Annotated in this window: 14 protein-coding genes, 2 tRNA genes and 1 riboswitch; of the genes, 11 read left to right on the forward strand and 5 right to left on the reverse strand. The window is 72.0% G+C overall.

Features of this window, described 5'->3' with window-relative positions; translation table 11 throughout:
* Nucleotides 1–292: 292 nt before the first annotated feature.
* From AB0K36_RS24975 to AB0K36_RS24990, 4 genes are all read left to right on the forward strand, one after another.
* Complete coding sequence (locus tag AB0K36_RS24975; protein ID WP_364598355.1) at nucleotides 293–2,434, forward strand: DEAD/DEAH box helicase; 2,142 nt, start codon at nucleotides 293–295, stop codon at nucleotides 2,432–2,434.
* A gap of 264 nt (nucleotides 2,435–2,698) precedes the next feature.
* The gene (locus tag AB0K36_RS24980; protein ID WP_364598358.1) at nucleotides 2,699–5,737 is read left to right on the forward strand and encodes an FG-GAP-like repeat-containing protein; all 3,039 of its coding nucleotides are present in this window, start codon (nucleotides 2,699–2,701) and stop codon (nucleotides 5,735–5,737) included.
* Between the two features lie 111 nt (nucleotides 5,738–5,848).
* Nucleotides 5,849–5,921: transfer RNA gene (locus tag AB0K36_RS24985), tRNA-Lys, on the forward strand.
* A gap of 141 nt (nucleotides 5,922–6,062) precedes the next feature.
* Nucleotides 6,063–6,236, forward strand: a complete 174-nt coding sequence (locus AB0K36_RS24990) for a hypothetical protein (RefSeq protein ID WP_364598361.1) — start codon at nucleotides 6,063–6,065, stop codon at nucleotides 6,234–6,236.
* Nucleotides 6,237–6,258: 22 nt separating this feature from the next.
* On the opposite strand, the gene AB0K36_RS24995 is transcribed toward AB0K36_RS24990, so the two are convergent.
* Nucleotides 6,259–6,936, reverse strand: coding sequence for a class I SAM-dependent methyltransferase (locus AB0K36_RS24995; protein ID WP_364598364.1), 678 nt, complete (start codon nucleotides 6,934–6,936; stop codon nucleotides 6,259–6,261).
* A gap of 231 nt (nucleotides 6,937–7,167) precedes the next feature.
* Here AB0K36_RS24995 and AB0K36_RS25000 point away from each other — a divergent pair, with 231 nt between their 5' ends.
* The 6 genes from AB0K36_RS25000 to AB0K36_RS25025 all read left to right on the forward strand — a co-directional run bounded on the left by AB0K36_RS25000 (nucleotide 7,168) and on the right by AB0K36_RS25025 (nucleotide 12,946).
* On the forward strand, nucleotides 7,168–7,611 hold the full coding sequence (locus tag AB0K36_RS25000) for an RrF2 family transcriptional regulator (RefSeq protein ID WP_364598367.1): 444 nt from the start codon (nucleotides 7,168–7,170) through the stop codon (nucleotides 7,609–7,611).
* Nucleotides 7,612–7,693: 82 nt separating this feature from the next.
* Nucleotides 7,694–8,884: a globin domain-containing protein gene (locus tag AB0K36_RS25005; RefSeq protein WP_364598369.1), complete on the forward strand. Its 1,191-nt coding sequence runs from the start codon at nucleotides 7,694–7,696 to the stop codon at nucleotides 8,882–8,884.
* A gap of 89 nt (nucleotides 8,885–8,973) precedes the next feature.
* Nucleotides 8,974–9,047 (forward strand) — tRNA-Met (locus AB0K36_RS25010).
* A 257-nt stretch (nucleotides 9,048–9,304) separates the two neighbouring features.
* On the forward strand, nucleotides 9,305–10,408 hold the full coding sequence (locus AB0K36_RS25015; RefSeq protein ID WP_364598372.1) for a PP2C family protein-serine/threonine phosphatase: 1,104 nt from the start codon (nucleotides 9,305–9,307) through the stop codon (nucleotides 10,406–10,408).
* A 253-nt stretch (nucleotides 10,409–10,661) separates the two neighbouring features.
* Nucleotides 10,662–10,818: riboswitch (cyclic di-AMP (ydaO/yuaA leader) on the forward strand.
* A gap of 11 nt (nucleotides 10,819–10,829) precedes the next feature.
* On the forward strand, nucleotides 10,830–11,873 hold the full coding sequence (locus AB0K36_RS25020; RefSeq protein WP_364598375.1) for a M23 family metallopeptidase: 1,044 nt from the start codon (nucleotides 10,830–10,832) through the stop codon (nucleotides 11,871–11,873).
* Nucleotides 11,874–12,001: 128 nt separating this feature from the next.
* Entirely contained in the window at nucleotides 12,002–12,946 is a 945-nt protein-coding gene (locus AB0K36_RS25025) for an aldo/keto reductase (RefSeq protein WP_364598378.1), read from the forward strand.
* Between the two features lie 18 nt (nucleotides 12,947–12,964).
* Here the strand turns inward: AB0K36_RS25025 and AB0K36_RS25030 are convergent, their stop codons facing one another.
* The 4 genes from AB0K36_RS25030 to AB0K36_RS25045 form a co-directional block, all read right to left on the reverse strand.
* Entirely contained in the window at nucleotides 12,965–14,341 is a 1,377-nt protein-coding gene (locus tag AB0K36_RS25030) for a PrsW family intramembrane metalloprotease (protein WP_435877930.1), read from the reverse strand.
* A 71-nt stretch (nucleotides 14,342–14,412) separates the two neighbouring features.
* On the reverse strand, nucleotides 14,413–15,210 hold the full coding sequence (trmB, locus tag AB0K36_RS25035) for a tRNA (guanosine(46)-N7)-methyltransferase TrmB (RefSeq protein WP_364598380.1): 798 nt from the start codon (nucleotides 15,208–15,210) through the stop codon (nucleotides 14,413–14,415).
* Nucleotides 15,211–15,424: 214 nt separating this feature from the next.
* Nucleotides 15,425–16,654 carry an L-2-hydroxyglutarate oxidase gene (gene lhgO, locus AB0K36_RS25040; protein ID WP_364598383.1) on the reverse strand — a complete coding sequence of 410 codons (1,230 nt, stop codon included), beginning with the start codon at nucleotides 16,652–16,654 and terminating at the stop codon, nucleotides 15,425–15,427.
* A 131-nt stretch (nucleotides 16,655–16,785) separates the two neighbouring features.
* Nucleotides 16,786–18,279 (reverse strand): NsdA family TPR-like regulatory protein, encoded by a 1,494-nt coding sequence (locus tag AB0K36_RS25045; RefSeq protein WP_364598386.1) that lies wholly within the window; start codon nucleotides 18,277–18,279, stop codon nucleotides 16,786–16,788.
* A gap of 693 nt (nucleotides 18,280–18,972) precedes the next feature.
* Between AB0K36_RS25045 and AB0K36_RS25050 the strand changes: the two genes are divergently transcribed.
* Complete coding sequence (locus tag AB0K36_RS25050) at nucleotides 18,973–21,123, forward strand: asparagine synthase-related protein (RefSeq protein ID WP_364598389.1); 2,151 nt, start codon at nucleotides 18,973–18,975, stop codon at nucleotides 21,121–21,123.
* Nucleotides 21,124–21,304 lie beyond the last annotated feature (181 nt).

Below are 21,304 nucleotides of genomic sequence, written 5' to 3' on the forward strand. Positions count from 1 at the left end.
CAGCCGCGTCCGGACGGGGCGGGCGCAAGCGACGGGGCGGGCCGGTCCGCTGCCTAGGGTCTTTCGTTCGGATCAGGGCGGTGTGCCGGGGGTCACTCAGGCGCGGTTTGCCTTTGGTGGGGGTGGGTGCGTATGGTGGTAGATCGTTTGATCCCATTGCCCGGCGCCGAAACAGAAGAGCGCCGCGTGGCGCGTACTCTCCCTAGCCGTGGCTGACCGCATCGAGGCGGTCGAATTGCGAATTCACGGAGTTTGGGCGCGTGCCGAGACTCCGGAAGGTTTCGCATTTCGCATGTCCACTTTCAGCACTGATCACGCCGTCATGCCCGAGAACGACGAGATTGTCGAGACGGTTGTCGCGGAGGCCGCAGAGGCCCCCGAGGAGCCCCAGACCACGTTCTCGGACCTCGGTCTCCCCGAGGGCGTCGTACGCAAGCTCGCCCAGAACGGCGTGACCACGCCCTTCCCGATCCAGGCCGCGACCATCCCGGACGCCCTGGCCGGCAAGGACATCCTCGGCCGTGGCCGCACCGGCTCCGGCAAGACCCTCTCCTTCGGTCTGCCGACCCTGGCCACGCTGGCCGGCGGCCACACCGAGAAGAAGAAGCCCCGCGCGATCATCCTCACCCCGACCCGTGAGCTCGCGATGCAGGTCGCGGACGCCCTGCAGCCCTACGGCGACGTGCTCGGCCTCAAGATGAAGGTCGTCTGCGGCGGTACCTCCATGGGCAACCAGATCTACGCCCTCGAGCGCGGTGTCGACGTCCTCGTCGCCACCCCGGGCCGCCTGCGCGACATCATCAACCGTGGCGCCTGCTCCCTGGAGAACGTCCAGGTCGCCGTCCTCGACGAGGCCGACCAGATGTCCGACCTGGGCTTCCTGCCCGAGGTCACCGAGCTGCTCGACCAGATCCCGGCCGGCGGTCAGCGCATGCTCTTCTCCGCCACCATGGAGAACGAGATCAGCACGCTGGTCAAGCGCTACCTGACCGACCCGGTCACGCACGAGGTCGACAGCGCCCAGGGCAACGTCACGACCATGAGCCACCACGTGCTCGTCGTGAAGCCCAAGGACAAGGCGCCGGTCACGGCCGCCATCGCCGCCCGCAAGGGCCGCACGATCATCTTCGTCCGCACCCAGCTTGGCGCCGACCGCATCGCCGAGCAGCTGTGCGAGGCCGGTGTGAAGGCCGACGCGCTGCACGGCGGCATGACGCAGGGCGCCCGTACCCGCGTCCTGGACGACTTCAAGAAGGGCTACGTCAACGCGCTCGTCGCGACCGACGTCGCCGCCCGTGGCATCCACGTCGACGGCATCGACCTGGTCCTGAACGTGGACCCGGCCGGTGACCACAAGGACTACCTGCACCGCTCCGGCCGTACGGCCCGTGCCGGCAAGTCCGGTGTCGTCGTGTCGCTGTCGCTGCCGCACCAGCGCCGCCAGATCTTCCGGCTGATGGAGGACGCGGGCGTCGACGCCTCGCGTCACATCGTCGGCGGAGCGGGCGCGTTCGACCCGGAGGTCGCCGAGATCACCGGCGCCCGTTCGCTGACCGAGGTCCAGGCCGACTCCGCGAACAACGCCGCCAAGCAGGCCGAGCGTGAGGTCGTCGAACTGACCCGCCAGCTCGAGCGCGTCCAGCGCCGTGCGACCGAGCTGCGCGAGGAGGCCGACCGTCTGGTCGCCCGCGCCGCCCGTGAGCGCGGTGAGGACCCGGAGGCGGCCGTCGCCGAGGTGACCGAGGCCGCGGTGGCCGAGATCGCCGCGGTGCCGGAGCAGGCCGAGCCGGTGCGCGACTCCCGTGACGAGCGTCCCTCGTCCGACCGCCGTGACGAGCGTGGCAACTTCCGCCGCGACGACCGTCGTGACGGTGACCGTGGTGGGTTCCGCCGTGACGACCGCGGTGGCGAGCGTGGCGGGTTCCGTCGCGACGACCGCCGTGACGACCGTGGTGGCCGTTCCTTCGAGCGTCGTGACGACCGCGGTGGTGACCGTGGCGGCTTCCGTCGTGACGACCGTGGCGGCGAGCGTGGCGGGTTCCGCCGTGACGACCGCCGTGACGACCGTGGTGGCCGTTCCTTCGAGCGTCGTGACGACCGCGGCGGCGACCGTGGCGGCTTCCGCCGCGAGGACGACCGTGGTGGCCGTACCTTCGAGCGCCGTGACGGTGACCGCGGCGGGTTCCGCCGTGACGACCGCGGTGGCGACCGTGGCGGCTTCCGCCGTGACGACCGCCCGGCCGGTCACCGTGGCAGCGACCGTCCGTTCAACCGTGACCGCCGTGACGACCGCCCCTCCAGCGGCTTCCGTCCCGGCGCCGGCGACCGCCCGTACGGCCGCCGTGACGACCACCGCGGTGGCGCCGGTTCGAGCTCCGGCTCCTTCGGCGGCGGCCGCCGTGACGACAAGCCGCGCTGGAAGCGCAACGGCTGACACTGTGTGACCTGCTGAAACAGGGCCCGTACGACACTTCGGTGGCGTACGGGCCCTGTCGCGTTGAACGGGTTCGAAATTCCTTCCGTTGCTGGTGGGGCTGCTGTTAAAGTCAGCCAACTTGCATGGGGGCGGGTGCGGCCCGGGGGGGCTTCACACACTGCTGTTCAGCACGGGCACCCGTTTCCCCCATGCCTCTCTTATGCATCCCGGGGAGGGACCCGAGTGCCTCGAAGCGCTCTCGTACGTCATTCCATCGCAGCCGTGGCCGCGGTGACCCTTGTCGCCGGCATCGGCCCCTTCGCGCTCACGGCCACCGCGGCCGAGGGCGACGGAGTCGTCTTCCCCGCGGCCGTCGCATCACAGCCGCGCACCGTCGTCCCGCTCGTCGCGGGCCCCACCGGCTACCTGCGCTACGAGCAGGGCGTCGGACATTCCTGGAGCACCTACGCGGGTGTCTCCACGCCGATCTCCACGCACCAGGAGGGCCCGGAGGCCGACGGCACGTACGGCGCCGGTTTCGACGGCTTCGCGACGTACTTGGCCGACTGGACGCCTACGTCGGACTCGGTCCGGCTGGTGAACATGGCCACGGACAGCGTCAGTTACCTCGACATCCCGAGCGGTCACCGGTACGTCGGTGTCTTCGGGTCCACCGTGGTCACCTTCACCCAGGCCACCACGACCGCCCCGCGCGCGTGGCATCTGCTCCGGCTGGTGAACGGCTCCGTGCAGGTCACGCCGGTGACCGGCTGGCCGGAGGGCGCGCTGCCGCCCGCCAAGGCGGTGACCGGGGACGCGGACGGCGTCCTCGCCACGTACGAGGTGGGCGGCGTCTCCCGCTCGGCCTGGATCGACCTCGCCTCGGCGCAGGTCCGCACGCCCACCTCCGACGCGACCGCTCAGCCGGTGTCCACCGTTCACAGTCCGACCGAGGTCGTGGAGTGGGCCGAGGACGGCAAGGCGCGCTTCTACGCCAAGGGGGGTGCCGACGCGTCGGGTCCGCTGCCCCTGACCACCACGGCCGATCTCCCGTACAACGAGGGCGACGTCCTGCTCGGCGTCGTCGGCGACCGGTTGATCGTCGGCCGCGCCTCCGGTCAGGCGTCCTCCGCGCCGTACCGGGTGGTCTCCGTGCCGCGCACGGGTGGGGACGAGACCACGCTCTTCACCCACGGACGTAACCAGGCGCTGACCGCCCCGGACGGCGGACTGCTGCTGGTCGCCGGTACGGCAGCCGACGCGCTGGGCGTACAGCGGCTCCGGGCCGAGGGGGACGGGACGACCGCGGCGAAGCTCGTGGACGTCACCCCGCTCACCTCGAAGCCGAGGTCGCTCAGTTTCAGCCAGGGCCGGCTCCACTCCCTCGAGCGGATGCCCGACGAGACCAACTCCTACCGCTCGCGGACGGTTTCGGTCACGGGCGAGCTGACGGCCGGAGCGACGCAGGAGCACGGTGACTTCGGATTCCCGCTCGAAGAGTGCACCGACACGGACGGCTGTCCGGAGCCCCTGGCCACCGGCGACGGACGCATGGTGGTCCAGCCGCCCTATCAGTCGGATCTCCCGGCCCTGGTGGTGGAGCCGGGCGCGACCTCGGGACGCGTCCTCACCGACGCGGTGGAGAACGTTCAGATCCATGACGTCTCCGGGCGCTACGCGATCGGCGGCGGACGGACCGGGACCGGCGAGTGGGTGACGAACACCGCCTTCGACCTGGACACGGGCGAGCGACTCGCCACGTTCAAGGTGCCCTTCGACTACGACCTGTACGGCGACACTCTCTGGACGCAGGGCAGCGTGAACGGAACGGTCGTCGGCTACGACGTCCGTACCGGCGCCGTGAAGCGCACGGTGGATCTGGGAACCGGCTGCCGGGCGGAGTTCATCAAGGTCACGGCCCACTGGCTGAGCTGGAGCTGCGCCGGCCTCACCGAGAGGGGCGGCATCTACGACCTCGACAAGAACACCAACTTGAACTACACCGAGCCGTTCTCGCAGCTCGGTGACGGCTACGTCGTGCAGACCCATGGCCGGGAGGTGCGGGTCACCGACGTCCGCGGTCCCGAGCCGGTCCTCAAGGCGACCTACCTGACCAGTGATGACAACTACGAGACCGGCATGTACGCCGTCGACACCGCCGCCGGCCGCGTCGCCTACCAGGAGAACGCCGCCGGTGACATCCGGGTGGCCGATCTCGGGATCCCGGCCTCCCCGCTGGCGCGGATCGATGCCGACGTGGCGACGGGCGCGGATCTGAAGGCAGGTGCGTGGAAGCCGCGTTGGTGGCTGTCCAAGCCGGCCGGGTCGTGGCAGCTGACGGTGACGAGCAGGACGACCGGCGCGGTGGTCCGGACCCTGTCCGGTGGCGAGGCGCGCGGCGTCGTGAGTCCGGTGTGGGACGGCAAGGACGCGGCGGGCAGGTTCGTCGGGAACGGCGCGTACACCTGGGCGCTGAGCGTGAAGCCGGCCGACGGCCAGGGCGCGGACCTGACGGCGGCGGGCGCGGTGTCCGTGACCGGTGCCGGGGCGGTCCGGCGGGATCTGGCCGGCGACGACGGTTTCGGCGATCTGCTGGTGATGGACTCGGCGGGTCTGGTGTCGCTGTACAAGGGCACGGGCTCGGGTGGTCTGTCGGCGCGGACAGCGGGGTCGGGCGGCGTGTTCCCGACGTCGTCGGTGCCGGTGCCGTTCGGCGATGTGAACGGGGACCGCTGCAACGACGTGCTGGTGCGGGTCGGCGATCAACTGCGTGCGTACCGGCCGGGCTGCGGCAAGATCGTGTCGGCGTCGTCTCCGTACACGCTGATCGGCACCGGGTGGGGGCAGTACGACGTACTGACGTCCCCGGGTGACGTGACCGGCGACGGGTACCAGGACCTGGTGGCGCGTCAGGCGTCGACCGGCGACATGTACTTCTACGCGGGGACGGCGGATCACCGGCTCAAGAGCCGGGTGAAGATCGGCACGAACTGGAAGACGTACACGAAGATCGCCGGTGTCGGTGACCTGAACGGTGACGGCCGCGGCGACCTGCTGGGCATCGACGCGGCGGGTGCGCTCTGGCGGTACTACGGCACGGCGACGGGTGCCGTGACGCCGCGGGTGAAGCTGGCGACGGGCTGGGGCGGGTACACCTCGGTGGTCGGCATGGGCGACATCAGCGGTGACGGGAAGCCGGAGCTCGTGGGGCGTACGGGTGACGGCCGGCTGTACCGGCACAGCGCGACGGGGACCGGCACACTGGCGGCCCGGGTGATGATCGGCACGGGCGGATGGCAGGCGTTCAAGGGCCTGTACTGACGTGCTTCCGCCGCGGCCCGGGACGACCGGGCCGCGGCGGGACCGGGCCGGTGTCGGATACCCGATCGGTTCCGGGGATCTCTTTGGTTATGCTCAGGGGTGTTGTGTCGAGGGCCGTTAGCTCAATTGGCAGAGCAGCGGACTTTTAATCCGTTGGTTGTGGGTTCGAGTCCCACACGGCCTACCGCTCAGCCCCAGGTCAGGAAGGTTCTGGCCTGGGGCTGATCTTGTTTCCGACCGGCTTCGGCAGCCAGCCGTACCCACTGGACGGCCCGGAGGCAGGCACCCCTGGAACCCGCGCACACTGGGATCGGGAGGTGGAGCCATGGCACTCGAAGTCGACTGCGACCACACGACCGGCATCCAGCACGACATCACCAGGACGGGAGACGTGGAGCACGAGGCGAAGCGGTACCTCTGCGGCAAGTGCGGGCACGAGTACACCGTTCCGCGGCAGGACACCACGAACGAGGACCCCGGCGGTCGGTCGCCGAAGTGACGGCGCACGTCCGGAGAAACGCTCAGTCGCGTCGCCGGCAGCAGAGGAAGACCTGCTCCTCGGGCGGCACGTCGCTGATCGCCGGGGCGTAGGTGTACGAGGACTCCTTGAGGATCTCGAAGTCCTGCTCGACGACCTTGTGCAGCTCCTCGCGGAGATAGCCGGACACCCGGATGCTCTTTCCGAGGAACGGGATCGCGCGGTTGTCCATGTCCGCCTCCACCATCGAGATCACGAACAGGCCGCCGGGGACCAGCAGGTGGTGGACGGTCCGCAGGGCCTCGGGGATCTCGGGGCGGGGAAGCATGAGCAGGGAGAAGAAGGCCGTGACCGCGTCGAAGCGGCCCAGATCCGCGGGGCCGCCCGGACGGAGGTCCGCGATGTCGAGCTGGTGGAACGTACCTTCGGGCACGTTCGCCCGGGCGAGTCTCACCATCTCTTTGGACAGGTCGACGCCCACGACCTCGAATCCGGCATCCGTCAGCCGCCGCGCGGTCGGCACTCCGGTGCCGCAGCCGAGGTCCAGCACCCGCGCCCCGGGGGACAGCGCCCCGGCCAGCCATTCGCCGGCGGAGACCTGGCCCTCCTTGTGCGGGAAGGCGTCGTCGTAGCTGTCGCCGATGGCGTCGAAGGCCTCAGCCTGGTCCCTGCGGTCGGGGCGGATGCCCTCGTAGTCGGCGTCGCTGTTCCCGTTTGTCACGAAAGTACCTTTCGGAGGCCGCCTTGGGTGTCCCATGTTCGCGCCGCCGCTGCTCTGTGTCAGGCGGACGGGCATCAGGACGAGCATCAGAGGGTGTTCCGCTCCGGCACCCGGCTTCTGCGCCGGGTGTCGGAGCCCCGCGGCGGGTGGGCGGTGCGGATTCCGGGGTGGCTCGGCGGAAAGCGGGACCCCAAATACGACTCTCAGATGCGTGTTTGTTAGCGTCGCCTCGTGCGACTGACCAAGTTCACCGATCTGGCGCTCCGCGCCGTCATGCGCCTCGCGGTCTCCGAGCAGGGCGGGCCTCTGACCACCCGCGAGGTGGCGGAGGAGATGAACGTTCCATACGCGCACATGGCCAAGGCGATCGCCCGGCTGCAGCGCCTCGGCGTCCTGGACGCCCGGCGAGGGCGGGGCGGAGGGCTCGAGCTGACCGCGCTCGGTCGGCGGGCCTCCGTCGGATGGCTGGTGCGGGAGCTGGAGGGGGAGGGCGAAGTGGTCACCTGCGAGGGTGATGCGCCGTGCCCCCTGCGCGGTGCCTGCCGGCTGCGGCGGGCGCTGCGGGACGCGCAGGAGGCCTTCCATGCCGCCCTGGACCCGCTGACGGTGGCCGATCTGGTGGCTTCGCCGGCCGGGCCGGTCCTGGTCGGGCTCTCGGGTCGCCGCACCGGATGAAACCAAGCTGAAGCCGTGCCCTCCGGGGTTCCGGAACGACGGCTTTTAATACGCCCATCGCATACCAATTTAAGGAGTAGTCGTGCTCTCCGAGCAGTCCGTCCCGGTCGTCCGGGCCACCCTCCCCGTCGTCGGAGCCGCCATCGGTGACATCACCGAGCTCTTCTACCGCAAGCTGTTCGACGACCGGCCCGAGCTGCTGCGTGACTTCTTCAACCGGGGCAACCAGGCCAACGGGGAGCAGAAGCAGGCACTGGCCGGCTCGATCGCCGCCTTCGCGGGCATGCTGCTCGAGCGGCCCGACGACCGGCCGGACGCCATGCTGGCGCGGATCGCCAACAAGCACGCCTCCCTGGGCGTCACCTCCGGCCAGTACAAGCTCGTGCACCAGCACCTGTTCGCGGCGATCGTGGAGGTCCTGGGCGACGCCGTCACCGCCGAGGTCGCCGCCGCCTGGGACGAGGTCTACTGGCTGATGGCAAACGCCTTGATCGCCGCGGAGTCACGCCTCTACCAGGAGGCCGGCACCGCCGACGGCGAGGTGTGGCGCAGCATGGAGATCGTCGAGCGGCGCGAACAGACGCCCGACGTGGTCTCGTTCCTGATTCAGCCGGCCGACGGATCTCCCGCAGGCGCCTTCAGGCCCGGTCAGTACGTCAGTGTCCAGGCCGAACTCCCCGACGGGGCCCGGCAGATACGTCAGTACAGCCTCTCCGCCGCCCCCGGCAGGCCGCAGTGGCGCATCACCGTCAAGCGGGTGCGGGGCGCGGCCGGTCCGCAGGGTGAGGTCTCCTCGTGGCTCCACGAGACCGCGCGCGCCGGGGATCTGCTGACGGTGTCCGTGCCCTTCGGCGATCTGGTGCTGGCCGAGGACGAGGGCCCGCTGCTGCTGGCGTCCGCCGGCATCGGCAGCACGCCGATGCTCGCCATGCTCGACCACCTCGCCGCCACCGGTTCCACCCGTCAGGTCGTCGTGGTGCACGCCGACCGCAGCGCGGCGGACCACGCCCACCGTGAGGAGTTGCGCCGCCTCGTCGACGCCCTGCCTTCGGCATCCCTCCACCTCTGGTACGAGACCGGCGGCGACGCCGGTGCGGCGACCGGGCAGGCCGACATCGGCGCTCTGGACCTTCCCGAGGGACTCACGGCGTATCTGTGCGGCCCCTTGCCGTTCATGCGCGCCGTACGGGGTGATCTGCTGCGCCGTGGCGTGCCCGCCGAGGCCGTGCACTACGAGGTGTTCGGGCCCGACCTCTGGCTCGGTCAGGAGTAGCCGGCGGCGGAGGTTTTCCGGCCTTCGCCCGGCGCCCCTCGTCATTGGTACGGATCTTGCTCTGCATGGCGTAAGGTTGTGTTCACCGACGCGGGGTGGAGCAGCTCGGTAGCTCGCTGGGCTCATAACCCAGAGGTCGCAGGTTCAAATCCTGTCCCCGCTACTGATGACACCGGCCCGGTGGTCGATCGAGAAGATCGACCACCGGGCCGGTGGCTTTTCCGCAGCGCCACGACCGTCGCCCGGTCGGGCGACCGGAAGTCGCCCCGCGGCGCGTCGGCCTTCAGCCTGAGGGGGGCGCGGTACTGTCCGCAGCCGTCAGCGGACCCGGTAGGACCCGGCAGGAGACCACCTTTGGGCCAGGAGTGGCGAGATCAGGGCGGCGCCAGAAGAGCCCCGTGGTTCGTCCGCGCGTTGCCCATGGCGATGATCGTCGGCGGGGTGGTCTTCGACGTACTGACCCCGCCCCGGTTCACCGCCGTACCTCTTTATGCCGCCGCCCCGCTCGTCGCGGCGCCTGTCCTGTCATGGCTGGCGACGCTGCTGACCGGGATCGCCGCGGTTCTGGCCCTGAGCATCCTCCATGCCGTCAACCGGAGCTTCTTTCAGATCACGGTGCTCACCGAGACGACCACGGTGGTCACCGTCGTCGCTCTCGCGCTGTTCATCAACATTCTCGTGCGGCGCAGCGGTGAGCGGCTCGCCTCTGCCCGGGTGATCGCGGAGACCGCGCAGCGGGCGGTGCTGCCCGCGCCGGCCGACCGGATCGGCGGTCTGCACATCGCCGCCCGGTACGAGGCGGCGCAGGCGGGCGCGTTCATCGGCGGCGACCTCTTCGCGGTGCAGGACACGCCTCACGGCGTGCGCCTCCTGGTCGGCGATGTGCGGGGCAAGGGGCTGGGGGCGGTGGGGACGGTGGCCGTGCTCATCGGCGCGTTCCGTGAGGCCGCGGAGCAGGAGCGCTCCCTGGAGGGCGTGGCGCAGCGGCTGGAGCGAGCCCTCAAACGGGAGGGCACCAGGCGGGAAGGGCTGGACGCCGTGGAGGGGTTCACCACCGCGGTACTGGGTGAGATCCCGCGCGGCCGGGCCCTGGTGCGGCTGGTGAACCGGGGGCATCCCGAGCCGCTGGTGCTGCACGCCGACGGGGCTCTGGACGTCCTCGCGCCGGCGCAGGCGGCGCTGCCGCTGGGGATGGGTGACCTGGCGGCGTGGCCCGACCGGGCGGACGAGTACCCGCTGCCCGACGGGGCGACGCTGCTCCTCTACACGGACGGGGTGACGGAGGCGCGGGACGCGCGCGGCGTCTTCTACGACCCGGTGGAACGGCTCGCCGGACGTCTCTTCCCCGGGCCGGCGGAGCTGCTGGACGCGCTGGTCGACGACGTACGCCGGTACACCGGCGGCGGTTCGAGCGACGACATGGCACTGCTGGCCGTCGGCAGGCCGGCGGAGGGGCAGCCGGAACGGCGCCGGACGGTGCCGGTGGTTCCGCCGGAGCCGGGCGGCCGCGACAGGTCCGCGTGACATCACGCGCCCGATGGAGGCGGTGTGCACGCTCCGTAGTCGAAGGGGAGCCGTCCGCAGAGCATGTGATGCCCGATCAGAATCGTGACGCCCTCCGGTGTTTGATCAACTCGCCCGGTTCCGGCCGATTCTGTCCGGGTAAGTCCCGGCCGAAGTCGTTAATGATCACCCGGAACAGCTTGGAATCCGGCCCCGCCGTCTATTAACGTTCGATAACGCAGTGCGGTCGTCCCAGCCGTCGCAGAGGCGGCGCCGTGCGCACGTGCCGAATCCCGCAAGGGAACCGGGGAACCACTAATTGGGGTGAATCGGTCACCCTTTGCCGCTCAGTCCGCGGTCGAGGGCGCCCGTAGGAGACCTTCCTGCTCCGAACCCGTCAGCTAACCCGGTAGGCGAGAAGGAAGGAAAGGAGTACGCCTTCGTGGCGTCCAACATGCCTGCCCCCGAGGCCCGCTTCGCGTCCGAACGTTTCAGTGCCGACGCCCCCGAGCGGACCTGGGAGGAATGGAACCCCACAGAGGACTCCGTCCGCCCCGTGCGCGGCCGGCACCGTGTCATCAAGCAGCGCGGCGGAATCGCCCGCAGCTCCACGGTGCTCGGAGTCGGCGTCATCGCCGCGGTCGGCGCGGGTGGCATAGCCACCGCGCAGGACAAGCCGGCGGTCTCCATCTCCCTTCCCGATTCCATCACGGACAAGCTTCCTGACGCCAAGTCACTTCCCGGCGTGGGATCCCTGATCTCCGACTCGGACGACTCCGACGGCGACGTGCAGGCGGCGCCGCTCACCGCCGCGACCACGGTCGCCGACGCCGGTGCCGGCCAGGCACAGGCCGCCGGCTCCGGCGAGGCCCTGCGCGCCCGGATCCTCCAGCAGGCCGAGCAGCAGCAGGCAGAGGCCGACGCCGAGGCGAAGGCGGCCGCGGAGGCGCTCGCCGCCGAACAGGCGGCGGCCGCCGCCGAGAAGCAGCAGAGCGCGGCCGAGGCCAAGGCCGCCGAGGAGAAGCGCAAGGCGGAGGAGGCCGCGCGGGCGGCGGCGGAGGCCGCGCGTCTCGCCGAGCTCGCCCGGAGCTTCTCCCTTCCCACCTCCTCCTACACGATCACCTCCACCTACGGTGAGTCCGGCGCGATGTGGTCCTCCGGACAGCACACCGGCCTGGACTTCGCCGCACCGACCGGGACCCCGGTCAAGGCGGTGCACGGCGGCACGGTCAAGTCCGCGGGCTGGTCCGGCTCCTACGGCTACCGCATCGTCCTCGAACTCGAGGACGGCACCGAGGTCCTGTACGCCCACCTCTCCTCGATGACGGCGAGCGCGGGCCAGCAGGTGTCCACCGGCGAGACGATCGGGCGCGTCGGCGCGACCGGCAATGTCACCGGCCCGCACCTGCACCTCGAGGTGCACACCGCCGGCGGCGTCGGCATCGACCCGATGGCGTGGCTGCGCGACAAGGGCCTCACGATCTGATCCCTGCCCGGTACGGGTCGCAGTTCCTCCCGTGCCGGGCACATCCATGTCTCCGGCAGTCCTGGCGCACACCCCCCGACGCCGGGGCTGCCGGAATAGCCGGTACGGGCCCGGCCGTTGATCACCGCATGACCTCTCTGCGCACCCTCGGTTCCTCCGGCCTGACCGTCTTCCCGCTCGCTCTCGGCGGCAACGTCTTCGGCTGGACGGCCGACGAGGCGCGGACCTTCGCGGTCCTCGACGCGTACACGGCCGCAGGCGGCAACTTCGTCGACACCGCCGACAGTTATTCCTCGTGGGCCCCCGGGAACGAGGGCGGCGAGTCGGAGACCCTCATCGGCAAGTGGCTCGCGGCCCGCGGCAACCGCTCGGAAGTCGTCGTCGCCACCAAGGTCGGCGCCCATCCCCGTCACAAGGGCCTCTCCGCCACCACCATCAAGGCGGCCGCGGAGGAGTCGCTCACCCGGCTGGGCACCGACCACATCGACCTGTACTACACACACTTCGACGACCCGTCCGTGCCCGTCGAGGAGATCATCACCGCCCTCGACCAGCTGGTGAAGGACGGCAAGGTCCGCGCGATCGGCGCCTCCAACATCAGCACCGAACGGCTCCAGGCGTCCCTGGCCTTCTCCGAGCGGGAGGGCCTCGCCCGGTATGCGGCGCTGCAGCCCCACTACAACCTGGTCTCACGCCACACCTACGAGGGCGAACTGCAGGACACCGCCGCCCGCGCCGGCCTCGCCGCCGTCCCCTATTACGCGCTCGCTTCCGGCTTCCTCACCGGCAAGTACCGGCCCGGCACCACGGTGGACAGCGCCAGGGCCCAGGGAGCGTCCAAGCACCTCGAATCGGAGCGGGGGCTGAAGGTCCTCGACGTGCTCGACAGGATCGCGCAGGCCCGTGGCGTGGAGATCGCGACCGTCGCCCTGGCGTGGATCGCCGCGCAGCCGACCGTGGCCGCGCCGATCGCGTCCGCCCGCACGGTCGAGCAGGTGCCGGCCCTGGTGGCGGCAGCCGACCTGGCCCTGACGGACGGCGAGCTGGCCGAACTGACCGCCGCGTCCGCCTGAGCCCGCGCCGGCGCGGAATCAGTAGCGGTAGGGGTTGTAGCCGCTGTAATCGCGGTGCGGCGGCGGCAGCGGCATCCGGGCGGTGGCCTGGGCGGCGTAGGCCAGCGAAGGCCCCGCCACCTCCCTGCGCTGCCACAGATGGTGCAGCAGCTCCTGCTCGCGCTCCACGAAGTCCGGACCCGCCGCGCCCCGGTGGGCCCGGTGACGCAGGAAGGCGAGCGTCGTCGCGAACGCCTCGTACTCCGACACGGCGTGCCCGGCCGCCGGGCCGTACGCCCGCCGGGCGAAGTCCCTGGCCACGGTGCGCGCCCGCATCGACGACAGGGCGCGGGGCTCGGCAGCGGACATCCAGCCGGCCGCCGCGTACGCCGGGAGCTCCTCCGAGACCGTGCGCAGCTCACGCTGGCGGGTCCATATCGACAGCCAAGTGAGCAGCGCGAACACCGGCACCATGAACGCCCCGTACACGGCGTAGAAGCCCCACGGGCCGAGCATCGACGCCGAGCCGTTCCACAGGGCGTGCATGCCCATCGCGAGCGCCAGGCCCAGCAGCGGCAGCGCGATGCGCCGGAGCCGCCGGTGCCGGCGCGCACCCAGCGCGGCGACACCGAAGCCCAGGCCGGTGAGCACGGTGAAGAGCGGATGCGCGAACGGAGACATCACGATGCGTACGAAGAACGTCGCGGCGGTCACGGAGGCGAAGCCGGAGGTGCCTATCGCCTGGTCCTCGCCGAAGGCACTGCCCAGGTAGAGGATGTTCTCCGTGAAGGCGAAGCCGGTGGCGGTGAAGCCGGCGACCACCACGCCGTCCACGATTCCGGTGAAGTCCCGTCTGCGGAAGACGAAGAGCAGCAGGATCGCGGCGGCCTTCGCGCTCTCCTCGACGACCGGCGCTATCACCGTCGCCCCGAGGGTGTCGGCCGACACCGGGTCGGCGGTCGCCGTCGCTATCCAGCGGGTCGCGAAGGTGTTCGCGATGATCGCTATCAGCGCGGCGGCGAACGCGCCCCAGGCGAAGGCGAAGAGAAGATTCCGCCACGGGCCGGGCTCCACACGGTCGAGCCAGCGGAACGCCGCCAGCAGCAGCGGGACCGGCAGCGTCGCGAGACCGAGACCGACCAGGAAGCCGTGGGTGCCGGTCTGCTCGCGCACGAGCACCAGGATCACCAGAGCGCACAGGGCGAGCAGGGTGACCACCGCACCGGCGCGGAAGGCCCGGCTGCGCCAGATCCTCGACGCCGCCCGCGGCCGGTAGCGCCGGCGCGCGGGCGCGGGCACCGCGGTCAGCAGCGCGTCGACATGCTCCTGCTCACGCGCGGGCAACACGGGGTGCGGGGGCACCGCCGGGCGCTGCGGCGGGTGCTCCGGTGGTTGCTGCGCGGACGAGTCGGACACCCGTCGACCCTAACCACGAGCACCGACAACTGGCGACGGCGCGTCGGACATCGCGGGCGCCACCGCGCGGTTCAGGCCTGGGGCGTGACCCGGCGGAACAGCAGATCGCGGACCTTGTGACCCTTGTCCAGGCCCTGACCCTCGAAGCGGGTCAGCGGACGGAACGCGGGCCGCGGCGCGAAGCCGCCGTCCTCCTGGGTGTTCTCGAAATCCGGATGCGCCGACAGCACCTCGAGCATCTGCTCGGCGTACGGCTCCCAGTCGGTCGCGCAGTGCAGGATCGCGCCCGGAGCGAGCGGCCCGGCGGCGAGGGTGAGGAAGTCCGGCTGGATCAGCCGGCGCTTGTGGTGCCGCTTCTTCGGCCACGGGTCGGGGAAGTAGACGCGCATGCCGTGGAGCGAGCGGGGCGGCAGCATCTCCCGCAGCAGGATGATCGCGTCACCGTTGGCCACCCGGATGTTGGACAGGCCGTTCCGTTCCGCGAGAGCGAGCAGATTGCCCTGCCCGGGGGTGTGTACGTCGACGGCGAGGATCCCGGTCCCCGGGTCGTCGGCAGCCATCTGGGCGGTCGCCTCGCCCATGCCGAAGCCGATCTCCAGGACGACGGGCAGCCCGCCGAACATCTCCTCGAGGTCGAGCACCCGGTGCCCGTCGATGTCCAGGCCCCACAACGGCCAGAGCCGCTGCAACGCGTCCTCCTGCCCGGCGGTGACCCGGCTGCGCCGCGGCTGGAAGCTGCGGATACGACGCTCGTGATGCGAACCGGCCGGGTCGGCGGCGGGGCCGCCCGGGAAGCGCGGCTCGCTCTTGGCGCGGATGAAGTGGCGCGGGGCCTCGGGGCTGGGGTCGGGATCACGGAACTCAGACACAGTGATGCCGATTCTACGAGGGCGCGATCGGGCGGTGCGCCGGCGTGGGCGGCCCCACGGTGACGGGAGGGATCAGGTCATGGAGCGGCACGGGCCGGTCCGCGCCCCGCCACCCGCCTGGAAGCTTCGACGAGGCGGCGGCCGTCCGGCCCCGCCGCGTCACCGGGCAGTGCCCCTGCCGTCACATCCGCCGGCGATCGGGCGTCACCGGGCGTCACCTGGCGGCGCGGGGACGCGAGGGCGACAGCGCGGTGAGCGCGCGGCGGGCGACCTCGCGGCCGATCGGGAGCGAGGCCGTCGCCGCCGGAGACGGGGCGTTCAGTACGTGCACCGTCCGCGGGGCCTCGCGGATCAGGAAGTCGTCGGCAAGCGTCCCGTCGCGGAGCACCGCCTGCGCGCGCACGCCCGCCGGCGCCGGGCGCAGGTCGCCCTCCGTCACCGCCGGCAGCAGGCGGCGGACCGCCGAGGTGAACGCCCGCTTGGACACGGAGCGGCGCAGCTCCCCGGCCCCGTACCGCCAGTGCCGCCGGGCGATGTGCCAGGAGCCGGGCCAGCCGAGCGTGCCCGCCAGCTCCAGGGGACGGACGGCCGACCAGCTGTAGCCCTCGCGGGCCAGCGCCGGGACGGCGTTCGGGCCGACGTGGACGCCGCCGCCGATGCCGCGGGTGAGATGGACGCCGAGGAACGGGAAGGCCGGGTCGGGCACCGGGTAGACCAGCCCGCGGACGAGACCGGGGCGGGCCAGGTCGTAGTACTCCCCACGGAACGGGACGATCCGCATACCCGGGTCGTCGCCCGCGAGCCGTGCCACCCGGTCGCAGTGCAGCCCGGCGCAGTTGACCAGCACCCGGGCCCTTACGACCGTGCCCGAGCGTGTCCGCACCGCGACGCCCCACGGGCGGCGGTCGACGGCGGTGACCTCCTCGCCGTACCGCACCTCCGCACCGGATGCCGTGGCGAGCTGTGCGGCCACCGCGCCGTAGTCGCAGATGCCGGTCGTCGCCACATGGATCGCGGCGAGCCCGCGGACCTCCGGCTCGTACTCACCGATCTGCGCCGGACCCAGCTCGCGCACCGGAATGCCGTTCTCCCGGCCGCGCTGGACCAGGGCATGGAGCCGTGGGAGCTCGTCCCTGTCCGTCGCGACGATCAGCTTGCCCGTGACCTCGTGGGCGATGCCGTACTCCGCGCAGAACTTGACCATCTCGGCCGCGCCGCGCACGGCGAACCGGGCCTTCAGCGAACCGGGCCGGTAGTAGATCCCGCTGTGGATCACTCCGCTGTTGCGGCCTGTCTGGTGCCGGGCGGGGCCCTGTTCCTTCTCCAGGACCGTCACCCCGGTGCCCGGGGCCGAGCGCGAGAGCGCGTACGCCGTCGACAGGCCGACGATGCCGCCGCCGACCACCAGCACATCGCAGTCGAAGTCATGCCCGGACGCCCTCACCGCGTCACCTCCCACCCCGATAGTGCACTGGCCCGCTGACAACGCGCTCAAACCAGTCGACACGCGGGAGACACGCCCGACTTCCGCGCACGGGAGCCGCCGCCCGCGTCCCGGGCGGTGCCGTCAAGGCATCAGGCAGGTGTCATGAGGAGCGGGCGGGCCCTTTCCCGCAGCTCCATGACCCGCGGCTCGTCGCCGTACGGCTCGAGCCGGTGCAGCAGGTCCCGTACGTACTCCGTGGTCCGCGCGGACGAGATCCGCCCCGCGACCTCCACCGCGCGGGTGCCCGCCGCGCAGGCCGCGTCCAGATTGCCCGATTCCAGCTCGGCCACCGCGGACACCACGAGGCGCAGCCCGTGCGAGCGCACGTACTCCTCCGTGGGGCGGGACAGCGCCTGCTCCGTGAAGCGCCGCACCTGCCGCGGGGCCTTCAGGTCGCGGTAGCACTCGGCCGCGTCCGCCGCGAATCTGTCGTACGAGTAGAAGCCCAGCCAGGACGGGTCGCCGTCGCCCTCCCTCGACCTCTCCAGCCAGCCCTCCGCGGCCTTGAGCGCCGCGCCCGCGGCCGCCGCGTCGTTCGCCTTGGCGTGGGCGCGGGCCTCCACCAGCCGGAAGAAGCTCATGGTGCGTGCGGTGGCGAGGCCCCGGTTGCGCTCCAGTGCCGCCTGGGCCAGGTCGACGCCCTCGTCGGCGAAGCCGCGGTACGTCGCCTGCAGCGACATGGAGGCCAGCACGTATCCGCCCAGCGGCACATCGGCGGCGGCGCGGGCAAGGCGCAGGGCCTGGATGTAGTAGCGCTGCGCCGCCTCCTGCTGCCCGGTGTCGAAGGCCATCCACCCGGCGAGCCTGGTCAGTTCGGCGGTCGCGCCGAACAGTGCCCGGCCCACTTCGTCCGAATACGAGCCGAGGAGCAGCGGCGCCGCGTCGACGCGCAGGCACTCGGGGACCATCGACGAACGCCAGTCCCCACCCCCGTACTTGGAGTCCCAGCGGCGGGCGTCCTCCGCGGCCTCCCGGAGTTTCGCGACGTCGCTGTGGCCCACGCGGGCGGGCGTGTCGGCGGCGTCCGCGGTCTCCGTGCCGTCGGGAACGTCGGGGGAACCGGAAGAGGGGTCGGAGGAGAGGGACGAGCCGCCGGTCGCGTCGAACAGCCGCTCGACCGACGCGTCGGCCGGGGTTATCAGCCACCGGGACGCGGGCGTCGCGTAAGCGCTCACTGCGAACGATCCGGCCAGGGACTGCCAGATGCCCCCGCCGCCGGCCCGGCGGCCCGCAAGATCCAGCCGGTACAGCTCGGTGGCCGATTTCACCGCCTCGCCGACATCACGCGGGAACGCCAGTCCCACCTCGGGTGCCGGGTCCGCGTCGGCCAGTCCGATCTCGTGCAGCGGCACCGGACGGCCCAGCTTGGCGCCGATGGCCGCCGCGATGAGATGGGGTGCGGCGCCCTGCGGCACCATGCCCTTGGACACCCACCGGGCCACCGAGGTCTTGTCGTAGCGGAGGGTCAGACCACGCTGCGCGCCGAGGTCGTTGACCCGCCGCGCGAGGCCCGCGTTGCTGATTCCCGCGAGGGCGAGAACCGTGCCGAGCTTTTCGTTCGGCCCGCGTTGCTCCCTGGACATGCGCCACCCCTCGACACGCAGACGGCTGCCGCGCACGGCCCGCGCACGGCATTCGTGCTGGGTTCTCCCGGTTCGCAGCACCCCCCGTCCCGACCGGTCCCGGCTGCAAAATCGTGTGGCCGAGCCCTGCGGAATATGCGCGCCTGTGGAGAACAGCAGCAAACACAGCGTAGTTCGCCGCATCCCGACCGTTAAGGGGCCAACTTCCCTATGGCGGGATTGTTGTCCGTACGGGTGATCGCCCGTCCGCCCTCGTGCTCCCGCCGTGTGGCCGTGCGCCCGTCCGTGCGCTCTGGCCGGTCAACGGCGGGAGCGCTTCCATGAGTGCTGCGTGGGTCGGCCCACTGCGTACTGGAACCAGTGGGCTGGGGGACACCGCCGCCTCAATCCCCGCGGGCGGCGGACAGGGCCCGGGAGGCGAACTGCGCCTCCCGGTCCGTGTGTTGCGGTCAAACTGCCACGCTGGCGCGGCTCCGAAAATGGCTGAATGACGCCTGTCCGCCGGCCTCTCGCGCGGCGCGCCCGGACCTCCGGCGGCCTCTGAACCTACTCCCACACCGTCGGCAAATCGCCAACGCCGCCGCAGTGTTCCGTTTTTGCACGCGCTACCGGGAGCCCCTCGCGTACGCCTCCTTCGTGGCAGCATGTTCCCGAACGGCTTCGGCGATGTCCGGCAATGTTGGGGAGGCGGCGATGCGGTGGCTGGTGGGGTGGAGCAGTATCGCCGCGAACTTCGGCACGGCGGGCGCCGTCGGAGCCTCCGAAGAGGGCCGCACCCTCCATCCCGTCGGAGCCCAACTCCTGTGGGGCGACCCGGATCCGCTGTGGGCCGTCGGGGACTGGCGGCCCGACGAGGTGCGCATCATCACCGCCGAACCGCACCAACGGCCCTACGCCACCCCGGGCAACGGCCAGGCGCCCACCGTGACCCGCCTCGCCGTCCTCGGCTGCTGCGCGGCCAGCGACGAACAGCTGCGGGTCGGACTGTTCGCGGCGCGCGGCGGCGCACTGAGGCATTTGACCGCATGGGCGGGCAGCTACACCGTCGTGGTCCAGGTCGGCCGCCGCATCACCGTCGTCGGCGACCTCGCCGGCGCCCGTCCCGTCTTCTACACCCCGTGGGCGAACGGCACGGCGTACGCGACCGCCGCCCTCCCGCTGGCCGACCTCATCGAGGCCCAGCTCGACATCGGACACCTGGCCGCCCTGCTCGCCTGCCCCGAGTCGCCGGAGGCGCTGCGCGACTCCACCCCGTACGCCGGGGTGAAACGCATCCCGCCGGGACACGCGCTGATCCTGCGGGAAGGCTCGCGGGAGATCACCGGGTACGAGCCGGTCGCCTCACTCGCCGTCGCCGCCCCGCAGGTCGAGGCCGCCCGCGCCATCGACGGGGTACGCGACGCACTCGTCGAGGCCGTGCGCGCCAGGCTGACCGCGCCCCGGCACGCGCCGGAGACCCTGCCGCCCGACCCGGGGCCCGTCCCCGGGATGGGCCCCGCCGAACGGCGCGCGGCCCGTGGCGCGCCGACGCCCGGGATCGGGGCCGACCTCTCCGGCGGCAGCGCCTCCAGCACCCTCGCCCTGCTGGCGGCCGGGCTGCCCGGCGTACCGGGCACGGTCCTCGGGCACGGCACCGGCGCCGGCGAACGGCTGCTCGCCGTCACCTTCAACGACCTCGCCACCAGCGGACACGAGCTGCGCGAACCCGAGCTGGAACGGGCCCGCCTCATCGCCGCCAACCCACGGCTGCACCATGTCGTGGTCGCCGCCGGCGAAGAGGCCCTGCCGTACGCGAACCTCGACTCCGGCCCCCTGACCGACGAGCCCGCACCGTCCTTGGTGACCGCGGAACGCCACCGGGGGCGACTCGCCGCCGGCAGCGCCGACCACTTCACGGGAGCGGGCGCACGGCAGGTGCTGGACGCCCATCCGGCGCGGCTGGCGGATCTGTTGCTGGACCGGCGCAGACGCCACCTGCTGCGGCCGGTCACCGCCCTGGCCCGCTCCGAACGGCCCTCCCCGCAGTCCCTGTTCGTCCCGCTCACGGTGTACCGGGCGGCCCGCAGACTGGCCCGTACGCCCTTTCGCACCGGCCTCGAGGCGGCCGCCGGCGACCTGCTCCTCGCCAACCGCCCGGGTCCCGCCCTGCGTAACGGCGCGGTGGGCGCGTCACTGGCGGCGCTGGCGTGGTCCCGGCCGGGGCCCGCGGCGCGCTGGCTCACCGGGGAGGCGCTCGCTGAAGTATCGGTTCGGCTGACGGAGGCGGCGACGAGGCCCATCTCGGTCCAACGGCCCGGCGAGACACGGGCACGGGCGGCACTCGCCCGTCATGCCTTCGACCATCGGATCCTGGAACAGGCCGCGGAGGTCCGCAGCCAGCGTCTGCACGCGCCCTACCTGGACAACCAGGTCGTACGGGCCTGCCGGGACCTGCCGGAATCGCTCCGTGTCCAGCCGGGCGCGCGGGCCGCCGTACTGCGTACGGTCCTCGCCGGTGCCGGCATCCACGACCTGCCGCCGGGATGGGGCTCCCCGACACACGCCTCGTCCGCCGCGGCGGCCCGCACGGGCCTGCGGTCGGCGCTGCCGCACCTGATCGCCCTCTTCGACGCCCCGCTGCTGGCGGACGCGGGCCTCATCGAGGCACGCGTCGTCCGCGGGGCGCTCCGGGCGGCGTCCGAGGGCGAACCCGTGCCACTGGACGGGCTGGCGGACCTGGTCTCGACGGAACTGTGGCTGCGGAGGCTGCTGTCGCGCCGTGGCACGTGCTGGACGGGTACGGCGGCGCCGCGGCAGCGCGCGGTGGCGGGCGGGGTGCCGCGGCGGCCGACGCTGCAGTCGTAGTCGTCGGGCGGGTGCGGGTGCGGGTGCGTGGCGCCTGCGGCGGGCTTGTCCCCTCCCCGCCCCTTCCCGTAACCGGGCTCCGCCCGGACCCGTACCGCGCTTCGCGCGGTGCCCTCAATCTCCCCCCTACGGCCTGGCGGCCGTGGGAGGTGCCCCCAGGCGGGCTGGATTTCGCTCTGCG

The sequence above is a fragment of the Streptomyces kurssanovii genome, from assembly GCF_040677245.1.
In the GTDB taxonomy this organism is placed as follows: domain Bacteria; phylum Actinomycetota; class Actinomycetes; order Streptomycetales; family Streptomycetaceae; genus Streptomyces; species Streptomyces kurssanovii.